Below are 20557 nucleotides of genomic sequence, written 5' to 3'. Positions count from 1 at the left end.
GCCGCTTGGTCTGATGCCGAAAACGGAAAACGGGGCGCTTTTAGGACGCCCCGTTTTGTCTCAGGTCTTGATGTGGCTCAGGCCGCTTTGTAGCTGACCGTTTCCATGCCTTGGCTGCCGATCACGTACCAGACCGTCGCTGCGCCCGCGCCGTTGTTGCGGAACCAGTGGGGGCGGCCGGCAGGCGTCTTGACCAGATCGCGCGGACCAAGCTCGACCTCGGTCACGTCGCCATTCTCTTCCCAGCCCAAGGTCAGCGAGCCTTCGAGGACGAGGAACGCATCTTCGACATCGCGGACGAAAGGCTGAACACCCACGCGCGACGGGACGCCCAGCATTTCCTTGCGGCAGGTGTCGCTCTCAATCGCGCCGGGGCCAACATAGACCTTGCGGGTGAACCCTGCGTCTTCCCAGATCGTTGGCAGGTTTGCATGGCGCACCACATATTGCGCCATCAGTTTCTGAAGCGGGTGGCTGCCATCGGGATCAAAGGGTAGGGTCTTGCCCGGTTCTGCGCCAAAACTGCGCGCGAGCTCCGGGGCATGTTCCTTGGGGTGATAGTGGTAGACCGGCGGCAGTGGCTTGCCCACGTCGACCGAGATCGACATCAGGACCGGCTCGACCCCGTCCACGCGAAAGCCATGGCCGATTTCGCGGGCGTTCAGGATCATGTCCTTTGGGCCGAGATTGACCTCGACCACCTCGCCATCCTTTTCCCAGCCGACGATCAGCGTGCCGTCGATGATCAGAAAACTCTCTTCGATCTCGTGGCTGTGGCAGGCAGCGTATTTACCGGGCTTCTTGTAGATCAGCGAAAGGGTGAAGTGGTCGGGTTTGAGGGTGGTGTTGTCACCGACCTTTGGCGAGCCCCCGGCCCCGATATAGCGCATCTGGGCGCGTTCCAGCTCGGGGAAGCCGATATTCGAGGGGAAGGCCTCCCAGTCGAATGTCTTGTTGGTGAAGCGGCCTGTGTGGGCCAGCAATTCGTCGGCGAGGGCCGATTTGGGCGTGCTGTGCAATGTCATGTGCGTTTCCTCCAGAGAGTCTGTTGCGTCGATATGAAGGAGAGCTTACGCAAAGGCTGTTTCACTGGCGACGTTGCGTTTTATATATGAAACGAAAAGAGGAGGCAGGACATGGCATCCGAGCAAGACATTTCAACCGACCCCACATCAGAAGATCGCTATCTGGTGCCGGGGCTGGTGCGCGGGCTGAAGGCGTTGCAGGCCTTCACGCCAGAGCAGCCGACCCTGACCTTGTCCGAGATTGCCCAGAAACTTGGCGTATCGCGTTCCGCCGCGTTTCGCACGGTCTATACGCTGACCCAGATGGGCTGCCTGCTACAGGACGGCCGCACGAACACCTACTCGCAGGGGCCCGGCGTGCTGCGGCTAAGCTATGGCTACCTCGCCACACGGGAAACGGTGGAACTGGCGCAACCAGAGTTGGAGCGGTTGCGGGATCGGACGGGGTGGTCGGTGCATATGGGGGTGCTGGACGGCACCTCGGTTCTCTACGTGCTGCGTGTGCCAGCGCGGGATATCCGCAGCAGTATCGTTCAGGTAGGCAGTCGCCTGCCGGTGCAAACCACCACGATGGGGCGGGTGTTCCTTGCCGATCTCAGCGAGGAAGAATTGACCGAGCTCTATCGCCGTGATCGCCAGCAGGGGGGGCGGATGTCGGCAACAACCTCTCTCAAGGAATGGGTCGCCCATGCCCGATCCGGTCGCGGGCAGGGGGTGATCATCCATTCCGGCGATTTCGAGGCAGGGATTGCGTCGGCCGCGACAGGGGTGCGTGACATGACCGGGCGCGTTGTCGCCGCGATCAATGTGACGGCCCCGATGGACGTGACCCGATTGGCCGACCTGGATGGCCCGGTTGGGTCCGAACTGGTCGAATCGGCACGGCGCATTTCCGTGCTGCTTGGTGCCCCCGACCCTGTCTGAGCCTTTTGCCCGGTCTTGGGGCGTTCTCTCATCGCTTGAAAATCTGACGAGTTGCCAACCCTTTGGAGACGCGGTTCGTCGTGCCGAAACCCCGGACGCGGGCCGTTCTTGGTTTCTGTTGACAAGTGGACGACTCACCCGCATGATAAATTATGAACACAGAGTTCAAATATGAACAATTCTTGTCAAACCGGACGGAGGCCATGATGGACAACAGCGCAGACATGGACGCATTCAAGGATCGCCTGTCGCAACGGGCCCGCGACACCAGCCGCCCCGCGCTTGCCCACCAATGCCGTGGGCGTGACCTGACCGAGGCGGAACAAGCGCTGGCTACCGCCCTTGCGAAAATCTATGGCGAGGGAACCCATGACTTTGCCGCTGTCGCCGACGCGTTGAGCGCGGCCGCCGTGGTGGCCCCCAAATCCGGCTGCACGGACTGGACGGCAGACCTGCTGGCGGAAGAACTGGCCACGATCAACGCCGAGCTTGACGCGGCCTATGAGGCACATGGCTATGGCGCTTGAATTTCGATCCGTTACCAAGGAATTCCACACCCGGACAGGCGGTCAACTGACGGCTGTGCGCGACATCAGCTTCAAGGTGGACGAGGGCGAATTCGTTTCGGTTGTGGGCCCGTCGGGCTGTGGCAAGTCCACGCTTTTGTCGATGACCGCAGGCCTCTATCAGCCGACCCGCGGCGAGGTTCTGGTCAGCAATGAACCGGTCAACGGCCCCAATACCCATGTCGGGTTCATGTTGCAGAAAGACCTGTTGCTGCCGTGGCGCTCAATCGTGCAGAACATCGAATTCGGTCTGGAATCGCGTGGCGTCGGCAGGGCAGAGCGGCGCCAGCGCGCCATGACCGAGCTGCGCCATTGTCATCTCGACGGGTTCGAGGGGCATTTCCCCTATCAGCTGTCGGGCGGGATGCGGCAACGCGCGGCGCTGGCCCGGACGCTGGCCATTGACCCCGAGATCATCTTGCTGGACGAGCCTTTCTCGGCGCTCGATGCGCAGACCAAGCTGGTGCTGCAAAACAGCTTTGCGCAGACCATCGCCGAGTCGAACAAGACCACGCTGCTGATCACCCATGATCTGGCGGAAGCGGTGCTGATGTCAGACCGGATCATCGTCTTGTCCGAACGGCCAGGCACCATCGTGGCCGAGATCGCCGTGGACCTGGCGCATCGGGACCAGCCGCTGAAACGGCGCCTGATGCCCGAGGTCAGCGACTACGCCGCGCAACTCTTCAAGCATCTCAAACTGGAAGAAAAGGCCGCCTAAGGCCGTCACGTTCAAAGACAGGGAACTCTCATGAAAACCAAGTTTCTCAACACCTTCGCTGCTGCTGCCGTTGTGCTTTCCTCGGGGGTCGCGGCCTTTGCCGAAGAGGTGACATATCTCTTCCCGGCACCCGACTTCCTGCCCGCCTTCGCGCCGTTCCAACTGGCGCTGCATAATGGCTACTTCGACGACAACGGCCTCGACGTGACCTTCCGCGTCGGACGCGGTGGGGCGGATGTGGCGACGCAGGTCGCGGTTGGTAACGCCGATCTGGGCGGTGGCATCGGTGACACGCCGATCATCGTGCGGGCCAATGGCCTCGATATTCGCGGTGTGGCCCTGCTCGGCGGGCGCGGCCTGACCCAACTTGCGTGGCGCGCCGATAGCGGCATCACCGGCCCCGAGGATCTGGCCGGGCGCACCGTGGGGGTTCTCGCCTTCCAGGATACCACCTACTACAACCTTTTGGGCGTTCTCGCCTCGGTTGGCCTGTCGCGCGATGACGTCGATATTCAGGCGGTTGGACCGGGCGGGATCATCCAGTTGTCCATCGCCGGTGATCTTGATGCCTTCTCGGGCGTACCAGAGTGGATCGCCGCCGTTGAGGGCGCCGGCGTCGAGATGGAGCAAATGCCCGTCGATACCGTTTTCCCGGCCATGGCGCAGGCTATTATCGCGTCGGACGAGACCATCGCCGAACGCCCTGAGGTGGTTCAGGGCTTCGTCTCCGCCGTGCTGCACGCGGTGCAGGACATCGTTGACGATCCGGCAACCGCCGCGGCCGACTATGTCTCGTTCATGCCCCAGCACGAGGGTCAGGAAGCGGCCATCGAGGCGATCATGCGGTCCTACGCGACGCTGATCTACCCAGAAGGCGAGAACCAGCCGCTCGGTGCATTTGACCCCGCCCGTATCGAGGCCGTGCAGGCCTTTTACCTCGACAGCGGCATCGTCCAGACCGCCGTTCCGGTCGAAGACCTCTACACCAACGAGTTTATCCAATGACAGACGCGACAGCATCAAAAGCACCCGGGGCGCCTGTCGCCCCGGCCCGGACCAAGACCGCGAAGGGACCGGCCATGCGCACTAACCGCACCGTCATGATGGCAAGCCTGACATTGCTGGCACTTGTGTTGCTGGCCTGGCAGTTCCTGCCTACGGCGCTGGACGTTCCGCGCTACATCATTCCGACGCTTTCGGATTGCCTGAGCGAACTGCACCGGATGTGGCGGTCCGAGGGCCTGTTGGGACACCTGATGTCCACGGCTCTCTATACCGTGCTCGGCTTCGTGATCGGCAGCGCTTTGGGGGCTGTGCTCGGCTACCTTCTGGGCATGTCGGAATTCTGGGAACGGGTGCTGTCGCCCTACATTCTTGCGTTGCAGATCGCGCCCAAGGTGGCCTTTGCCCCGCTCTTCATCATGTGGTTCGGCTATAACTCGATGCCCAAGCTGCTGGTGACGGTGCTGATCGTGTTTTTCCCGGTGTTGGTCAACGTGTTGCAGGCGATGCGCACCGTCGATCGTGACCTTGTGAACCTTGCCCGCGCCTACAACCTGTCGCGGCTGGGGATCTTCTTCAAGGTCGAGATGCCCTCGACCCTGCCCAACCTGATGGCGGGCCTGCGCATCGCCTCGACCCTTGCCGTGATCGGCGTGACCGTGGGCGAGATGGTGGGCGGGAATACCGGGCTCGGCTTTCTGATTTCCTACGGCGGTGGACAGGCCAATGCCGCGATGGTGTTCGACGCAATCGTGCTGCTCACGGTGATCGGCTTCCTGCTCTACTCGGCGCTGGTGCGGATCGAGGCACGCGTCCTTCACTACATCCCCAAGGCGCAACACTGACAACATCCTCAGCAGGGGCGGTTTCCGGCCCTTCCCAAGCAATACCGGACGCGCGGCGCCTCGCGGGCTGCTGACACTTCCGAGACAGCGACACAGGAGAAATCCATGACGACGATCGACAAGAAATCCCTGATCGAAGAGCGGGTGAACACCGGCCTTTTGGGGCAATGGTATCCGGTGGCGAAATCGGTCGAGGTCAAGACCAGCCGCCCATATGGGGCCAAGGTCCTTGGACAAAAGGTGGTTTTGTGGCGCGATGGTGCTGACAATATCCGCTGTATCGAGGATTTCTGCCCGCACCGTGGCGCGCCGCTGTCCTATGGTGAGGTGCACGAGGGCAATATCGGCTGCCGCTATCACGGTGTAATTGTCGATGGCGACGGCGTGGTCGTTCGCGTGCCCGCCATGCCGGACTGTGCGCTGGAAGGCCGCAAAGCGCTGAAATCCTTTGAAGTGACCGAGTCGAACGATTGCGTTTTCGTTTACATCCCCTCGGTCGAGCGCCCCGAGGCGCCCGAACTGATGCTGCCCAAGGAAATGGTCAGCGAGGACTGGACAGGGTTTCTCTGCACTTCGGTCTGGGAAAGCAACTATCGCTACGCGCTGGACAACCTCGCCGACCCGATGCACGGCTGCTACCTGCATTCCGAGAGCTTCACGCTGGCCTTTGGCTCCAAGCAAGATTTGATGAAGCTCGACAAGACCGAAAACGGTTTCCGTATCGAACGTGTCGGACAGGTTGGCGAGAATTTCGACTGGACCGAGTTCGAAGTCCATCCCGGCGACATGTTCTGCTATCTCGACATCCCCTATCCGCCCGCAGCGGGGCCGGGGGGCTTCATGCGGATCATCGGCTTCGTGTTGCCGGTGGATGACACCACCTGCAAGGTTTTCTTCTGGCGGATGCGCGAAGTGTCGGGCGTGGCCCGCGACAGTTGGCGGTTTCTCTACCGCGCGCATCTGGAAGAGCGGCACTGGAACGTGCTGGAGCAGGACCGCGTGATGCTGGAAGGCATGCCCGACGACGCCCGCAAGCGCGAAATGCTCTACCAGCATGACCTTGGCGTCAGCCGCATCCGGCAGATCCTGACCCGCGCTGCAAAATCGCAGATCGAGGCGGAGCTGGCCCAGACCGAGGCTGCCGAGTGATGCTGAAGGGACGCACCATCCTGCTGACCGGCGCGGCGCGGGGGTTGGGGGCCGAGATTGCCCGCACCCTTGCAGGCCACGGCGCGCGGCTGATCCTTGCCGATATCGCCGAGGACGAGGGCCGGGCAACAGCTGCGGCCACGGGAGCAGAGTTCCTGTCCGTCGATCTGGGCGCGCCGGACTCGATCGCCAAGGTCGGGGCCGCCGTGGCAGAGATGACCGGCGGGGTACTGCACGGGCTGGTCAACAACGGGGCGATTGCCACAGGTATCGGCGGTGTGCCCTTCGACGAGATCGAGATCGACAGTTGGGATCTGGTGCAACGGGTGAATGTGCGCGGCACTTGGCTGATGACCCGCGCCGCGGCACCGCTGCTCAAGGCATCGGGGTCGGGCCGGATCGTCAACGTGGCCTCCGACACCGCGCTCTGGGGCGCGCCCCGGCTGATGTCCTACGTCGCGTCCAAAGGCGCGATCCTGTCGATGACCCGCTCGCTGGCCCGCGAATTGGGCCCGGATCGGGTGGGCGTCACGGCGGTGGCGCCGGGCATCCTGACGACCGAGTCGACCGACTACGTGCCCGAGGCGCGGCATCGCCAGTATTCCGACGGGCGTGCCGTGCCCGGACCGCAAGGTCCGGAAGAGATTACCGACGTGATCGCCTTTCTGCTGACAGAGGGAGCCCTGACTCTGACCGGGCAGAGTCTGCCCGTGAACAACGGCTTTGTTTTCAACTGAGGGACGAGATGGATCTGCACGCACATATCGCCCAAGGGATCGAGTATCTGGAACGGCCCGGAACCGGTGGCCCCACGATAATGCTACTGCACGGCATCGGCTCTCAGGCGCAATCCTTCGAGACAGCCATCCGGCAGTTGCCCGAAGACTGGCGCGTGATCGCGTGGAACGCGCCGGGATATGGCCGGTCGGAGCCGCTGGCGCAGCCGTGCCCGGTGGCGCTGGACTATGCCGAGGCGTTGCAGCGCCTGATCCAGGACCTACGGCTGACCAAACTGGTTGTTGCGGGCCATTCGCTCGGCTCGCTTGTGGGCGCTGCCTATGCGGCGACTCATCGCGACAGGGTTTCGCAACTGTTGCTGGCCTCGCCTGCACTTGGTCATGGCATGGCGCCCGGCACACTGAGCACGGCGGCACAGGCCCGGATCGACGACTTGCACACACAGGGCCCCGAAGCTTTCGCCGCCGCCCGCGCAAACCGGCTGGTGTTCCGCGCCGAGCAGGCGCCAGAGCTTGTGGCGCGGGTTCAGCAGGCCATGAGCCAGGTGACCAGTCCGGGCTATGACGCGGCGGTGCGGATGTTGGCCTCGGGGCGGTTGCTGGACGATGCGGTCCGGTTGCTGGTGCCCACCGACGTGATCGTCGGGGCCGAAGACGTGGTGACGCCGCCGGACGGGGCGCGGCGGGTTCACGCGACGCTGCATGCGGCGGCGCGCGGGCGGCTGACACTGGTGCCCGGCTGCGGCCACGCCCTGTATCAACAATGCCCGGCTGCCTTTGCGGGCGCGCTGACGGAAATGATGGAAACCGCCCGCTAAAGCGGGTGTGAAGGAGGACAGAACATGGCGGATCCAGTGCGAGTCGGATCTCTGAGGGGCATCATGATGCGTGGCCCGGGCCTGACCCAGACCCTGCCGTTCTACGAGGACATGTGGGGGCTGAGCCTTGCCCACAAGACCACGGGCACGGCGCTGCTGCGCGGCACCGGGAACGAGCCGTTTCTCTACGGGCTGGCCGAAGGCGATATCTTCGGCATCGAATACATCCATTTTGCCATGCCCGACCGGGACAGCATGGCCGCGCTGCACAGGCAGGTGACCGAGACGGGCGCCCGCGTGCTGGGCGCGCCGGCACCGTTCGACGATTTCGCAGGTGGCTGGGGCTTCGAGATCCTCGACCCCGACAATCGCCGTCTGCGCTTTCGCACCGAGGCGATCACGCTGGAGGAACAAGACGATTGGGCCAAGCCCCGCAAGGTCAGCCATGTGGTGCTGAACACCCCGGACATGGAAGGCGTGCAGGCGTTTTACGAAACCGTTCTGGGCTTTCGCGTGTCGGATTATTCCGCCGATCAGATGGTGTTCCTGCGCTGCAATTCCGATCACCACTCCATCGCGCTGGTGCGGGGCAACTATGCCAGCGTGAACCACGTCGCCTTTGAAATGCCGACGCTGGACGAGTTCATGCGCGGCATTGGACGGATGCGCCAGAAGGGCCATGTGCCGACGTGGGGGCCGGGCCGTCACGGTCCGGGGAACAACCCATTTGCCTACTTTGTGTCGCCCTCTGGCTTCGTGATCGAATTCACGTCCGAGCTTCAGCAAATCGACGAGGCCGTGCACCAGGCCAAGGTCTGGTCGCGCAATGACCCCGAGTCCATGGACCGTTGGATGACCGCCGGGCCACCGACACCGGCACAGCGCGCCGTGATGCAGGGCCGCCCCGATCCGGGCTGGCCGGAACTGGCGAAACCGGAGGGCGCGTGATGGATTTCGGATACCAAGGCAAGGTTGCCGTGGTGACGGGCGGCTCTTCCGGTATCGGACTGGAAACCGTGCGCCTGCTGCTGCAATCGGGTGCCAAGGTCGCCTTTTGCGCGCGCAATGAGAGTCGGCTGGAAAATGTCGCCACCGTCATGGCGCGGGATTTCGGCGACGAGAACGTCCTTGCGCAGGCGCTGTCTGTTCTGGACCCCACCGCCGTGCAGGGCTTTGCCGACATGGTGAAAGCGCGCTTCGGCGGCGTTGACTTGTTGGTGAACAATGCCGGGCAAGGGCGACAGTCGACCTTTGCCGATACCTCGGATGACGACTGGCACGCGGAATATGAGCTGAAGCTGTTCAGCCAGATCCACCCGATCCGGGCCTTCCTGCCGCAATTGAAGGCGTCCGAGGGCGCGATCGTCGCCGTGAACTCGTTGCTGGCCTATCAGCCGGAACCGCACATGGTCTGCACCTCCTCGGCGCGGGCCGGGGTTCAGAACCTGCTGAAATCGCTCAGCGTCGAATTGGCGCCAGAGGTGCGCGTCAATTCCATCCTGCTGGGGCTGGTCAGCTCGGGTCAGTGGACCCGCCGGTTCGAAGCCCGCGAGGATCAGACCCAGAGTCGCGAAGAGTGGTACGGCAACCTCGCCGCCCGCAAGGGCATCCCGCTTGGCCGCCTTGGAGACCCCTCCGAAGCCGCCGCTGCCATCGCTTTCCTCGGCTCTCGCGCCGCAAGCTACATCACTGGGTCACAGCTCGAAGTTTCGGGCGGACTGTCCCGCCATATCTGAGAGGCTCCAATGAAACCGGAAACCAAACTCGAAACCGGAACGGTCGGCGATTTCATCGCCCACTATCTGGCGGAAATCGGTGTCACGACTGTCTTCGGGGTGATCTCGATCCACAATATGCCGATCCTCGATGCCATCGCGCGGCAAGGGCGCATCCGCTTTGTGCCCGCGCGGGGCGAAGCCGGGGCGATGAACATGGCCGATGCCTATGCGCGGGTCAGCGGCGGGCTTGGCGTTTGCTTCACCTCGACGGGCACAGCGGCAGGGAACGCTGCGGGTGCGCAGGCCGAGGCGCTGACGGCGGGCAGCCCGGTGTTGCACATCACCAGCCAGGTCGATCTTGGCTTTGCCGATCGTGACCGCGCCGCGATCCATGACGTTCCGCGCCAGCCCGAGATGCTGCGCGGCGTGTCCAAGCAGGTGTTCCGTATCTGGGACTCGAACGGCACGCTTGGCACGCTGGCAGCTGCCGCCTCGGCGGCCCTGTCGGCCCCGACCGGCCCGGTCAGCCTTGAAATTCCGGTGGATGTCCAACGTGCCGAGGCACGTATCCCGGCCCGGATCCATCCCGCTGTGAAGGTCGCCCCCGTGGCCAGCGACAGCGTGATCGACGAGATCGCAGCCCTTGTCGCGAAAGCCAAGCGTCCGATGCTGTGGCTTGGTGGTGGCGCCCGTGGCGCCTCGGCCGAAGCGACCGAACTGATGCGCCGGGGGATCGGTGTCGTAACCTCGACCAATGGCCGTGCCGTGGTATCCGAGGACGAGCCTGCCAACCTCGGGGCATTCAACATGACTCCAGAGGCAGCCGCGCTCTACCAGACCTGCGACCTGATGATCGTTGTGGGATCGCGCCTGCGCGGCAACGAGACTCGCAACAACAAGATGCCGCTGCCCGCGACGCTGATCCAGATCGACGCGGATGCGTCTCAGGGCGGGCGCAACTATCCGGTGGATGTCTTCGCCCATGGCGATGCGGCTGACACGCTGGCCCGCGTTCTGGAACGTCTGCCCAAGCAATTGGCCGCCGATCCCGGCCTGCCTTTTGACATTGCCACGGCCCGAGCGCAGGGCGAGGGTCGTTTGCGGGGCACGCTTGGACCCTATCAGGTGGTTGCCGATACACTCGCGGAACGCGTCTCGACTGGTGGGAACCCTTGGGTGCGGGACGTGACGATCTCCAACTCGACCTTCGGCAACCGCTATGTGCGGATCGCGGGGCCACGTCTTGGGGTCCATGCCCTTGGCGGAGGGATCGGTCAGGGCGTTTCGATGGGGATCGGGGCGGCGCTCGCCTCGGATGGCCCCAAGGCCGTGACCCTTTTGGGCGATGGCGGCACCATGCTGGGGCTGGCCGAGATGATCACTGCCGTCGATGAAAACGCACCGCTTGTCTATGTGTTGATGAACGATCAGGCCTATGGAGTGATCGAGAACATTCAGGACGCTCAATACGACAGCCGCCGTCACTATTCCAAGGTCGCGGTGCCGACGTTCGACGGGTTCTGCGCCTCGATCGGGATGCCGCACAGCAAAGTGACCTCGGTCGACGCTTTCGCCGAGGCATTTGACACCGCTATGGCCGCAGACGGGCCGCAGGTTCTGGAAGTCGATATGTGCGCTATCGGCCCGTTTGCCGAGGCCTTCGCCGGGCCGCCCGCCGGGGCCGCCGGGAAGACGGAGTAACCCCATGCGGCTTGGTCTGATCGGATTTGGAAACATCGCCACCACCCTGATCGGGTTGTTGCAGAATGGCGGGCTCGTGCCCGAAGGCCTCGTGGTTCAGGTGCGCCCCGGCTGCGGTGACAAGGTGCGGGCGGAATTAGAAACGCGTTGTCCGGATCTGGCCGCCGAGGTTGTGTCCGACACCGATGACCTATTGGCCGCGCGCCCCGACCTGGTTGTGGAATGTGCCGGGCACAGCGCTGTGACAAGCTATGTGCCGCTGGTGTTGCAGGCCGGAATCGACGTGCTGGTGGTGTCGGTCGGCGCGCTGGCCGACGCCGCACTCCAGACCGAACTGACCAAGGCGGCGCAACAGGGCGGCGCCCGCCTGATCCTGCCTGCTGGGGCCGTGGCGGGCGTGGACATGCTGGCGGCGCTTGGCGCGGCCGATGCCGTGTCTGTCCGCTATCGGGGCACCAAGCCGCCGCAGGCGTGGGCGGGCACCCCTGCCGAAGACGCGCTCGACCTTGCTGCGCTGACAGAACCTGCCACCTTCTTTACCGGCACCGCCCGCGAGGCTGCCCGCTGCTATCCCAAGAACGCCAACGTCGCCGCGACCCTCGCGTTGGCCGGGCCGGGGTTCGAGGCAACCGAAGTGGCGCTGGTGGCCGACCCCGCCGCGACCGGCAATATCCATGAATACGATGTCGAGGCCCCCGCGGCCCGCTACTCGATCCGGATCGAAGGAAAGCCCTCGACCGGAAACATCAAGACTTCGGTCACCACGGTCTACAGCGTGTTTCGGGAAATCCGGAACCGTGTTGGCCCGGTCGCTATCTGAAAAGGGGACTGACATGACGCAAATGAGCACCTTCGCCGCCCCCGACGTGGCCTTGCCCGATGGACGTCTTTACGTTGCCGGCGAATGGGAACGCGGCACCGGGGCCGAGATTACCTCGGTCTTTCCGGCTGACGGTTCTATCAACCGGGTGTTGAAAGGGGCCTCTCGCGCCGATGGGGAACGCGCCATCGCGCGGGCCAAGGCGGCGCAGGCAGATCCGGCGTGGCGCGGGCTGAAACCTCATGAACGCGCCCGTCACCTCTATGCCATCGCGGACGGAATCGAAGCCAATGCCGATCGCATCGCGGCGATCCAGACCCGTGATACCGGAAAGACGCTGCGAGAGACTGGCGCATTGGCGGCGTCGGCTGCGGCCACGTTTCGCTATTTCGGGGCCGTACTGGAAACCAGTGACGAGGACCTGACCACGCGGCGCGGCGATGCACTGACGCTGTCGGTGCATGAACCTCTGGGGCTGGTGGCCGCGATCACGCCATGGAATTCCCCGATTGCCTCGGACGCGCAAAAGGTGGCTCCGGCGTTGGCGGCGGGCAACGCGGTGCTGCTGAAGCCTGCGTCGTGGTCGCCCTTGGTCAGCCTTGAACTGGCCCGTATCGTTGACGAGGCCGGGCTGCCAAAAGGGTTGTTCTCGGTGCTGCCGGGCGCCGGACGCGAGATCGGCAACCTGCTGGTCGAGCATCCCGACATTGCCAAGGTCAGCTTTACCGGCGGCACCGAAACCGGGCGGCGCATTGCGCGGCAGGCGGCGGAAAAGTTGATGCCGGTCTCGTTGGAACTGGGGGGCAAATCGCCTACGATCGTTTGCGCCGATGCCGATCTTGATCTGGCGTTGGCGGGGGTGCTGTTTGGCATCTTCTCATCCACCGGGCAAAGCTGCATCGCGGGATCTCGGCTGTTCGTGGAGCGTCCGGTTTATGATGCCTTTGTGTCGCGCCTCGTTGCGGCGACCAAGGCGCTCAAGGTCGGCCATCCGCATGACCCGGCGACACAGGTCGCGCCACTGGTGCATCTGGATCACCGCGCCGAGGTCGCCGATCACGTTGCCCGCGCCTTGGCCGAGGGGGCCAAGCTGCTTTGCGGCGGGGGCGCGCCAGAGGGCGAACTTTATGAAAATGGCTCCTACTACCTGCCGACGATCCTTGCGAGGGTGACCAACGCCGACCGTATCTGCCGCGACGAGGTGTTCGGCCCGGTCCTGGTGGTGATGCCCTTCGAAGATGAAGACGACCTGATCGCCCTGGCCAACGACAACGACTACGGCCTTGCCTGCGGCATCTACTCGCGGGATTTCCCAAAAAGCTGGCGCCTTGGTCGGGCAATCAATGCCGGGACCATCTGGGTCAACACCTACAAGCAGTTCTCGATCTCGGCCCCGTTCGGCGGTGAGAAAGACAGCGGCATGGGCCGCGAGAAGGGTCGTCAGGGTATCCGGGCCTATATGGCGCAAAAGTCATTCTACGTTGACGTTTCGGGCACGCCTTTGCCGTGGGCCGCCGCGCAGGTGATGACATGAGCCGGTCGGTTGCCATCATCGGGGCCGGTCCGTCAGGCTGCTTTGTGGCGCAGGCACTGCTCAAGGCCGATCCTGACCTACAGGTCGACCTGATCGACCGGCTGCCGGTGCCCTACGGCCTTGTTCGCTATGGTGTGGCAGCAGATCATCAGGGCACCAAGGGCGTCGTGCGCCAATTCGCGCGGCTGTTTGAACGGCAAGGCGCGCGGTTCGTCGGCAATGTCGAGATCGACGCGGCGCTGCTGGTCGAGGTGCAGAACGCCTACGACGCGGTGGTGCTGGCCGGGGGCCTGTCGCAGGACCGCCGCCTTGGCATCCCCGGCGAAGATCTGTCGGGTGTCCATGGCGCCGGGGCAGTGACCCGCGCGCTCTACGATCACCCCGATGCCGACGCTTTGCCGCAGCTTGGCCGCCGAGTCGTTCTAGTGGGCAACGGCAACGTGGCGATCGACCTGTTGCGCCTGTTGGCGAAGTCCCCGGAAGAATTGGACGGCTCCGACCTTGGCGCTGTGGCGTCGGAGTGGCTGGCCAACAGCCCGGTGGAAAATATCACCATCGTCGGTCGGTCCCCCGCCGAACAGGCAAAATTCGATGCGGTCATGATCAAGGAACTGGGCAAATTGTCCGGCGTGTCAATAACGGTCCCCGACCTGCCCGACACGGACAGCCCCGATGGCGCCAAGAAGATCGACGCGCTGCGTGGCCTGGCCGGTCTGAGCGGTGGTCCGAAGTCCATCGCGTTCCGGTTCGGCATGACCCCTGTTGCAATCGAGGGCGAGGGCACCCGCGTGACGGGGATGCGGTTTTCCGATGGGGCCGGGGCCCAGACCTTGCTGCCCTGCGATACCGTGCTGACCGCCGTGGGGTTCGGGGCCGGGCCCGAGGCGCTGGACCGCGACAGGCGCGTGGCCGAGGCGCTGGATGACGGGGCGGGGTGCCTTGCCCCCGGTCTCTATGCCGCCGGGTGGTTCAAACGCGGCCCGCGCGGCACAATCCCTGACAACCGCGCCGATGCGCAGGCCGTGGCCGCGCGCATCCTGTCGGATTTTGAACGCCAGCCAGAGGCTGGTAAACCGGGCCACGCCATGTGGCAGGGACGTGGTGGGATCGTGAATTATGCCGATTGGCAGCGCATCGACCGCGCGGAACTGGCCGGTGCCGCCGACGGGCGCTGCCGCCACAAGATTTCTACCCGCGCCGAGATGCTGGCCATCGTGGCCAAGACCGAGGAGACAACCTGATGAAAATTGCCATTCTCTACGGAACCGAGACCGGAAATGCCGAGATGCTGGCCGAGGATATCATGGCCGAGCTGGAGGGCGCGCACGAGGTCACGTGTGCCAACCTGTCGGACATTGCGCCCGCGGATATTTCTGACGATAGATTCTATCTGCTTGTGTGCTCGACCTATGGCGATGGCGATCTGCCCGCGTCGGCGCAGCCCTTTGCCGAGTCGATGGACGGATCGGACGTGTCGCTGGCTGGGGTTCACTTCGCGGTCTTTGGACTGGGGGACAGCGAATATGACGAGACCTACAACAATGGCAGCTTTCGACTGGCCGAATTGATGACGGCAAAAGGGGCCACGCAGATCGGCGAGCGCGTGGTCCATGATGCCTCGGGCAGCGATCTGGCCGAAGACATCGCCTTTCCCTGGGCCGAGGCCGTCGTGGCGCAGGCCAGTGAACATCTTGGACAGGCGGCGTAATGCAGGCCACTGATATCCGCAGCCGCCTGAACGTTCCATGGCATCACGGCGACGTGGTCGACCTGTCCGGTGTCACGGTCGCCGGGCGCCTCGACCTTTCTGGTTTGGACCTGACCGGCGTGGATTTCACCGGCGCGCGGTTTCCCGACGGGATCGACGCGGAAGGGGCCTGCTTCATGGGACTGTGCTGGTTTAGGGACGTCGAAATCGGAGGTCCGGCCAACTTCGATGGTGCCCGGTTCATGAATGACGCCCGCTTCGAAACGGCCCGGTTTGACGGGCCAGTGTCTTTTTCAGGGGCAGAGTTTCGCGGCATTGGGCGGTTTGACGCGGTATCCGCCAAGGCGGGCGCGAATTTCGAGCGGACGGTGGCCTATGGAAACGTCTCTTTCGCCGGTCTGTCGGCAGCGGGGCGGTTGAGTTTCGCGGGCTCCGAATGGCTTGGCGGTTTGTGGTGTGACCGGGCGGAATTGCCGGGCGACACGGATTTTTTGGACACGCAGGTGCACGGTCGGTTGTGGGTCAGGGGCGCCCGGCGCGGGAACGCCCCACTTGGGGCCGACGCCTTTAGCATGTGCTTTGGCTACACATATGCCTGACAGGGATCAGGCCAATCGAGAGAGGGAATGGAAATGGCAGACAAGCTGGATATCGCGATTGCGGGGGGCGGTGTTGGCGGCATGGCGGCTGCCATTGCGCTGGCGCAGCAGGGGCACGCGGTGCGCATATTTGAACAGGCGCGCGGCTATGCCCGTGTCGGAGCGGACGTGAACCTGACCCCCAATGCCGTGAAGGCGCTGGACGGTTTGGGCCTTGGTGAGCAGTTGCGCGAAACGGCGGCGCGGCCCGAGTTCCGCATCAGCCGGATGTGGGATAGCGGCGAAGAGACCTCGCGCCTGCCGATGAGCGCGGCAGCACAAGAGAAATACGGCGCGCCGCAACTGACCATTCACCGGGCCGACCTGCTGGCGGCCCTCAGCGACGCGGTCGGTGATGAGAACGTGCATATGGGCCGCAAGGTTCTGGGCGCGGACAGCACTGGTATCGGGGCTGGCCTGATTCTTGATGACGGCGAGCGGGTGGCGGCCGATCTGGTGATCGGTGCCGATGGCATCCATTCGCCGGTGCGCGCCGCGCTGTTCGGGCCGGACGCCCCGCAGTTCACCGGCCTCGTGTCGTGGCGGGCTGTTGTGCCGCGCGCGGCGCTGGAGGGCGTGCCAAACCTCGACAGCTTTACCAAGTGGTGGGGGCCGACTGCAGATCGGCAGATCGTGACTTTTCCGCTCAATCTGGGAACCGAGATTTTCATATTTGCCACCACGGCGCAGAGCGATTGGACAGAGGAAGGCTGGACCCTGCAAGGCGAGGTCGAGGAATTGCGTGCGGCCTTTGCCGATTTCCACCCCGAAGCGAAAGCCCTGCTGGCTGCCTGCACCGAGGTTACCCGCTCGGCCCTGCATGTTCGCGCCCCAATGGCCAGGTGGGCCAAGGGCTCGGCCGTGATCCTTGGCGACGCGGCACATCCGATGGTTCCGTTCATGGCCCAAGGCGCCTGCATGGCCATCGAGGATGCCGTGGTGTTGGCCCGCGCTGTCCAAGGGGCTGACACGGGCGACATTCCGCAAAGGCTGCAAACCTTTGAGGCTGCGCGCCTTCCGCGCACGGCCCGCGTGCAGGAAGGCTCGCTCGCCAATGACTGGCTCAAGAAGGGCGGCAATGCGGATTGGGTCTATGCCTATGACGCATGGTCGGTGCCGGTCGGTCAGGCGGCCTGAGGCCTAAATCTGTTCCGAGGCCCATCCGCGAAAGCCAAGGGCCTCGGAAATCTCTTGCGCGGTGGTGCGCAACCCTGCCTCGATTTCAGGCAGATGCGGGTTTGACGGGTCGAACACGCTGGCATGGCCGGTCACGTTGATCGCGGCCACGGCCTTACCCTGATGGTCAAACACCGGGACCGCCGCCGATCCGATTTCCGGCTCGAAATTCGCTTTGCTCCACGCGATGCCCCGGCTGCGGTCTTCGGCCAGTTGCGCTTCGAGATCGGGCAGAGACGTGCGCGTCTTCTCGGTGAACGCCGCCAGTTCCTTGCCGGAATAGAGCCCGCGCAGAACGTCGCGCGGGAGTTGCGACAGCAGGATGCGACCGATGGTGGTGGCATGAGCGGGCAGGCGTGTGCCTTCTCGCACATTGCTGGCCAGGTGAGAATTAGGGGTTTCCCGCACGAGGTAAATGATCTCGCGCCCCTCCAGAACACCCAGATGTGTCGACAGGTTCAGCCGCCGCACAAGGGTGACCAGATATGGCCGCGCCACTTGCACCACGCCCCGTTCATTGAGCGCCTCGGTCGCCAGCGCGATCAGGCCGGTCCCAAGCCGATAGCCGCCGCCGTCGGGGATCTGTTCGATCAGGCCTTCGTCCTTGAGCGTGGCAATCAGCCGGATCAGCGTCGTCCGGTTGATCCCGAGGGATTTGGACGTTTCCAAAAGACTGCGGCATCGGTTTCCCGCCGCGATGTGGCGCAGCACAGATATGGCGCGCACGACCGGGGGCACCGTGTAGGTCGGGCCGGAATTGTCGGAATCTTGGGCCAACCGATTGCCTTTCTGGTCCGTTTCGCTTCCCCTATGGGAGACGCAGGTTCGTATAGTCAGGTCCGCATGGCAATCGCAAATGAAATGCCGCGCAGGCTGTGGTGGGCCGGCGGCGTAGAGACGGTCGGCGCTGACACCGGCACGAAAATTCGCGGCGCCGTGGACGGCGCGACCAGGTTTTGCCTACTGCGTGGCAACCTAATCAGACCTGCTCCCCTCGGGCGGGGCGGGGTGCATGGCCAAAAATCTGACTAACCGCTGTGATAGCCGCGCCCACCAATGCGCCGATAGTAGCGCTGATAAATGCGATCTCAAAATTGTCGCGCCTTGTGATCTTGAATTTGAGAAGATCAATCTCGCGTTGGTGTTGTTCGGCGGCGTCCGGTGATCCAAAGCCGCCACCGCTACCGACAAACCCGACCAGTTCTTCAAGCTTCTTTTCAAGCTTCCCGATGCATCGCCCATTTCCTCACTTTAGCCATGACTTGCCCGATAGTACGCAGCGCAGCCGCACCGCAAAGCAACCGCTACGTTCACGACTTCGTGAGCGTTCGCCGGGGCTTTCAGGGCCGTTGTGTGGGAACATTCAGCTTAGGCGACGCTTAGGCAACGGCCGCTTCCGGGGAATTTATCCAATAAAAACAAAGGTAAATGGTGGGCGACCCTGGAATCGAACCAGGCGTGGGTCTCCCCGGCGGAGTTACAGTCCGCTGCCGCACCTTGCAGCACGTCGCCCTTGCATTGGTCCTTCGACCGAACGCCGGCAGGGGATAATCTGCGGGGCAGGAGGCGTCAAGACGAAAATCCGAAGAAGTTTGACTTGCGTTCGCCGGGGCAGGGGGCGTAGCTGCCCGGCAAGCCAAAAAGGAGGCCCCGCCATGAAAAAACCGGCTTGGGTGATTGACAAGGAACGTGCCAAGCGGGCGGCATCTGCCGAGACGGTCTGGCTCTTCGGTCTGCACACGGTGCGCGATGCGCTGATGAACCCGGCGCGGGTAAAGCTGCGGCTCGTAGTGACGAAAAACGCGGCCGACAAGCTGGAAGAGGCGCTGGCCGTGGGCGGGATCGAGCCGGAAATCGCCGATCCGCGCAAATTCCCGGTGCCGCTCGATCCGGGGTCAGTCCATCAGGGTGCGGCGCTAGAGGTGAAGCCGCTCGATTGGGGGACTCTGTCGGAGCGGTGCGAACCGGGGCAGGGCTCCCCACGGCTGTTGCTGCTCGACCGTGTGACCGACCCGCATAATGTGGGGGCGATCCTGCGCTCGGCGGAAGTTTTCGGCGCACAGGCCGTCATCGCCCCGCAACGCCATTCCGCGCCCGAAACCGGGGCGTTGGCCAAGACCGCCTCTGGCGCGTTGGAACGCCAGCCCTACCTGCGGATCAAGAACCTTGGCGACGCCATCCTAGAGCTGCGCAAGATGGGTTATACCGTCCTTGGTCTGGCGGGCGAGGGCGAGCAGGTGATCGACGATCTGGCACCGACACTGACCAACCGTCCGGTGGCGTTGGTCCTTGGGGCCGAAGGGCCGGGTTTGCGCGCCCGGACACAAGATTTGTGCGACCATTTGGTGCGCATTCCCTTCGCGGGCGCATTCGGGTCGCTCAACGTCTCGAATGCGGCTGCTGTCTCCCTATATGCAGTGACGAGAGGACTGTCGGAGACCCCATGACCACCAAGATCGCCACTTGCAGCTATTGCGGCACCCGCACGGCGCTGAAGCTTACGGCACGGCATGGCCATGAACTGGCCTGCGGGCGTTGCGGCGCGCCTTTGCACGAGATGAAGGCTTTGAAAGAGTCTGCTGCCCCGGCGCCCAAGCGGGCGCGACCGGCACCGGACCCGCGTGTCCGCTACGAGAGCGAAGCGCCATATTCGTCAAAAAAGAAACGGAAAAAGCGGAAAAAGCCGATGTGGTCGCGGATGCTGGAGGAGGCGTTTGACGTGGTCGAGGATATCTTCGACTGATGCGTCATGCGGAGTGGTCCGGCTGCAAAGAAATCGTTAAGCAATCAATCACAAATATGTTTCCACCCCTTTTAAAAGCCCAGAGAGTTGCTAAATTAACACTCATGGCGCTTGGTTTGGAACACTTGGCGCCCATCACTGTCCCTCGTTCCACACTTGCGCCCGCGGCGATTTCCGCTGCGGGCGCTTTTTTCTTGTGCTAATGGCTTGGGTATGACGACTCCCTCCGATACCCTGCTGCGCAAAATCCTGCGCGAAAGCAAAACCTTCGCCTGCGTTGGCGTCTCGCCCAATCCGGTGCGGCCCTCGCATTACGTGGCGCGATATCTGAAGGTCAAAGGGTTCCGGGTGATCCCGGTCAATCCGGGCCATATCGGCAAAGAGATGTTCGGGGCCACCGTGGTCGGTGCGTTGTCCGACATCCAGGAACCGGTGGACGTGGTCGATATTTTCCGCCGGCCCGAAGCGGTGCCTGCCATCGTCAATGAGGCATTGGCGCATCTGCCAGGTCTCAGGACCATCTGGATGCAGATCGGCGTCGAACATGCCGAGGCTGCGGCCAAGGCCGAAGCGGCAGGGGTTCAGGTGATCCAGAACCGCTGCCCAAAGATCGAATACCAGCGTCTGTTTGGCGAGTTGCGGATGGGTGGCTTCAACACTGGCATCATCAGCTCAAAGCTGTGATCCACGCAGCGTTTTTGTCAATCGACACCGGGGGAAACGCGGCCATGG

22 protein-coding genes and 1 tRNA gene are annotated in these 20557 nt (G+C 63.6%); 20 read left to right on the top strand and 3 right to left on the bottom strand.

From position 1 onward, the window contains the following. Positions 1–77: 77 nt before the first annotated feature. Positions 78–1025, bottom strand: a complete 948-nt coding sequence (locus BKY27_RS16495) for a cupin domain-containing protein (protein ID WP_071675587.1) — start codon at positions 1023–1025, stop codon at positions 78–80. A 111-nt stretch (positions 1026–1136) separates the two neighbouring features. Here BKY27_RS16495 and BKY27_RS16490 point away from each other — a divergent pair, with 111 nt between their 5' ends. The 17 genes from BKY27_RS16490 to BKY27_RS16410 all read left to right on the top strand — a co-directional run bounded on the left by BKY27_RS16490 (position 1137) and on the right by BKY27_RS16410 (position 17043). Beyond that, positions 1137–1949: an IclR family transcriptional regulator gene (locus BKY27_RS16490; RefSeq protein WP_071675586.1), complete on the top strand. Its 813-nt coding sequence runs from the start codon at positions 1137–1139 to the stop codon at positions 1947–1949. 203 nt (positions 1950–2152) lie between these two features. After that, positions 2153–2476, top strand: coding sequence for a recombinase-like helix-turn-helix domain-containing protein (locus tag BKY27_RS16485; RefSeq protein WP_199559119.1), 324 nt, complete (start codon positions 2153–2155; stop codon positions 2474–2476). Next, positions 2460–3236: an ABC transporter ATP-binding protein gene (locus tag BKY27_RS16480; protein ID WP_199559118.1), complete on the top strand. Its 777-nt coding sequence runs from the start codon at positions 2460–2462 to the stop codon at positions 3234–3236. The genes BKY27_RS16485 and BKY27_RS16480 overlap by 17 nt, the downstream gene beginning before the upstream one ends. Before the next feature lie 30 nt (positions 3237–3266). After that, a complete protein-coding gene (locus BKY27_RS16475; RefSeq protein WP_071675584.1) occupies positions 3267–4241 on the top strand; it encodes an ABC transporter substrate-binding protein in 975 nt (324 codons plus the stop codon). 74 nt (positions 4242–4315) lie between these two features. Continuing rightward, positions 4316–5083 carry an ABC transporter permease gene (locus BKY27_RS16470; RefSeq protein WP_071675583.1) on the top strand — a complete coding sequence of 256 codons (768 nt, stop codon included), beginning with the start codon at positions 4316–4318 and terminating at the stop codon, positions 5081–5083. A 105-nt stretch (positions 5084–5188) separates the two neighbouring features. Then, on the top strand, positions 5189–6232 hold the full coding sequence (locus BKY27_RS16465) for a Rieske 2Fe-2S domain-containing protein (protein WP_071675582.1): 1044 nt from the start codon (positions 5189–5191) through the stop codon (positions 6230–6232). Then, positions 6232–6969, top strand: a complete 738-nt coding sequence (locus tag BKY27_RS16460) for an SDR family oxidoreductase (protein WP_071675581.1) — start codon at positions 6232–6234, stop codon at positions 6967–6969. Before BKY27_RS16465 ends, BKY27_RS16460 begins: the two co-directional genes overlap by 1 nt. An 8-nt stretch (positions 6970–6977) precedes the next feature. Beyond that, positions 6978–7787, top strand: coding sequence for an alpha/beta fold hydrolase (locus BKY27_RS16455; RefSeq protein ID WP_071675580.1), 810 nt, complete (start codon positions 6978–6980; stop codon positions 7785–7787). 24 nt (positions 7788–7811) lie between these two features. Continuing rightward, positions 7812–8735 (top strand): VOC family protein, encoded by a 924-nt coding sequence (locus tag BKY27_RS16450; RefSeq protein WP_071675579.1) that lies wholly within the window; start codon positions 7812–7814, stop codon positions 8733–8735. Then, complete coding sequence (locus BKY27_RS16445; RefSeq protein ID WP_071675578.1) at positions 8735–9523, top strand: SDR family oxidoreductase; 789 nt, start codon at positions 8735–8737, stop codon at positions 9521–9523. The genes BKY27_RS16450 and BKY27_RS16445 overlap by 1 nt, the downstream gene beginning before the upstream one ends. A gap of 9 nt (positions 9524–9532) precedes the next feature. After that, on the top strand, positions 9533–11206 hold the full coding sequence (locus tag BKY27_RS16440; protein WP_071675577.1) for a thiamine pyrophosphate-binding protein: 1674 nt from the start codon (positions 9533–9535) through the stop codon (positions 11204–11206). A gap of 4 nt (positions 11207–11210) precedes the next feature. Then, positions 11211–12026 (top strand): aspartate dehydrogenase, encoded by an 816-nt coding sequence (locus tag BKY27_RS16435; RefSeq protein ID WP_071675576.1) that lies wholly within the window; start codon positions 11211–11213, stop codon positions 12024–12026. A 13-nt stretch (positions 12027–12039) separates the two neighbouring features. Beyond that, entirely contained in the window at positions 12040–13560 is a 1521-nt protein-coding gene (locus BKY27_RS16430; RefSeq protein ID WP_233491869.1) for an aldehyde dehydrogenase, read from the top strand. Next, the gene (locus tag BKY27_RS16425) at positions 13557–14801 is read left to right on the top strand and encodes an FAD-dependent oxidoreductase (RefSeq protein ID WP_071675575.1); all 1245 of its coding nucleotides are present in this window, start codon (positions 13557–13559) and stop codon (positions 14799–14801) included. The genes BKY27_RS16430 and BKY27_RS16425 overlap by 4 nt, the downstream gene beginning before the upstream one ends. Next, positions 14801–15268: a flavodoxin domain-containing protein gene (locus BKY27_RS16420; RefSeq protein ID WP_071675574.1), complete on the top strand. Its 468-nt coding sequence runs from the start codon at positions 14801–14803 to the stop codon at positions 15266–15268. Before BKY27_RS16425 ends, BKY27_RS16420 begins: the two co-directional genes overlap by 1 nt. Next, complete coding sequence (locus tag BKY27_RS16415) at positions 15268–15867, top strand: pentapeptide repeat-containing protein (protein WP_071675573.1); 600 nt, start codon at positions 15268–15270, stop codon at positions 15865–15867. Before BKY27_RS16420 ends, BKY27_RS16415 begins: the two co-directional genes overlap by 1 nt. A gap of 27 nt (positions 15868–15894) precedes the next feature. Next, the gene (locus BKY27_RS16410; RefSeq protein WP_199559117.1) at positions 15895–17043 is read left to right on the top strand and encodes an FAD-dependent monooxygenase; all 1149 of its coding nucleotides are present in this window, start codon (positions 15895–15897) and stop codon (positions 17041–17043) included. A gap of 3 nt (positions 17044–17046) precedes the next feature. Here BKY27_RS16410 and BKY27_RS16405 read toward each other — a convergent pair whose 3' ends face one another. Next, positions 17047–17859 (bottom strand): IclR family transcriptional regulator, encoded by an 813-nt coding sequence (locus BKY27_RS16405; RefSeq protein WP_071675572.1) that lies wholly within the window; start codon positions 17857–17859, stop codon positions 17047–17049. Positions 17860–18511: 652 nt separating this feature from the next. Then, positions 18512–18595, bottom strand: a tRNA-Tyr gene (locus BKY27_RS16400). A 142-nt stretch (positions 18596–18737) separates the two neighbouring features. On the opposite strand from BKY27_RS16400, the gene rlmB reads away from it, so the two are divergent. From rlmB to BKY27_RS16385, 3 genes are all read left to right on the top strand, one after another. After that, positions 18738–19529, top strand: a complete 792-nt coding sequence (gene rlmB / locus BKY27_RS16395; protein WP_071675571.1) for a 23S rRNA (guanosine(2251)-2'-O)-methyltransferase RlmB — start codon at positions 18738–18740, stop codon at positions 19527–19529. Next, on the top strand, positions 19526–19825 hold the full coding sequence (locus BKY27_RS16390; RefSeq protein ID WP_071675570.1) for a hypothetical protein: 300 nt from the start codon (positions 19526–19528) through the stop codon (positions 19823–19825). Before rlmB ends, BKY27_RS16390 begins: the two co-directional genes overlap by 4 nt. 213 nt (positions 19826–20038) lie before the next feature. Continuing rightward, positions 20039–20509: a CoA-binding protein gene (locus tag BKY27_RS16385; protein ID WP_071675569.1), complete on the top strand. Its 471-nt coding sequence runs from the start codon at positions 20039–20041 to the stop codon at positions 20507–20509. The last annotated feature ends 48 nt before the right edge of the window (positions 20510–20557 follow it).

Source organism: Nioella nitratireducens (assembly GCF_001879715.1).
In the GTDB taxonomy this organism is placed as follows: Bacteria; Pseudomonadota; Alphaproteobacteria; order Rhodobacterales; family Rhodobacteraceae; genus Nioella; species Nioella nitratireducens.
This window is presented reverse-complemented; position numbering and strand designations above follow the sequence as displayed.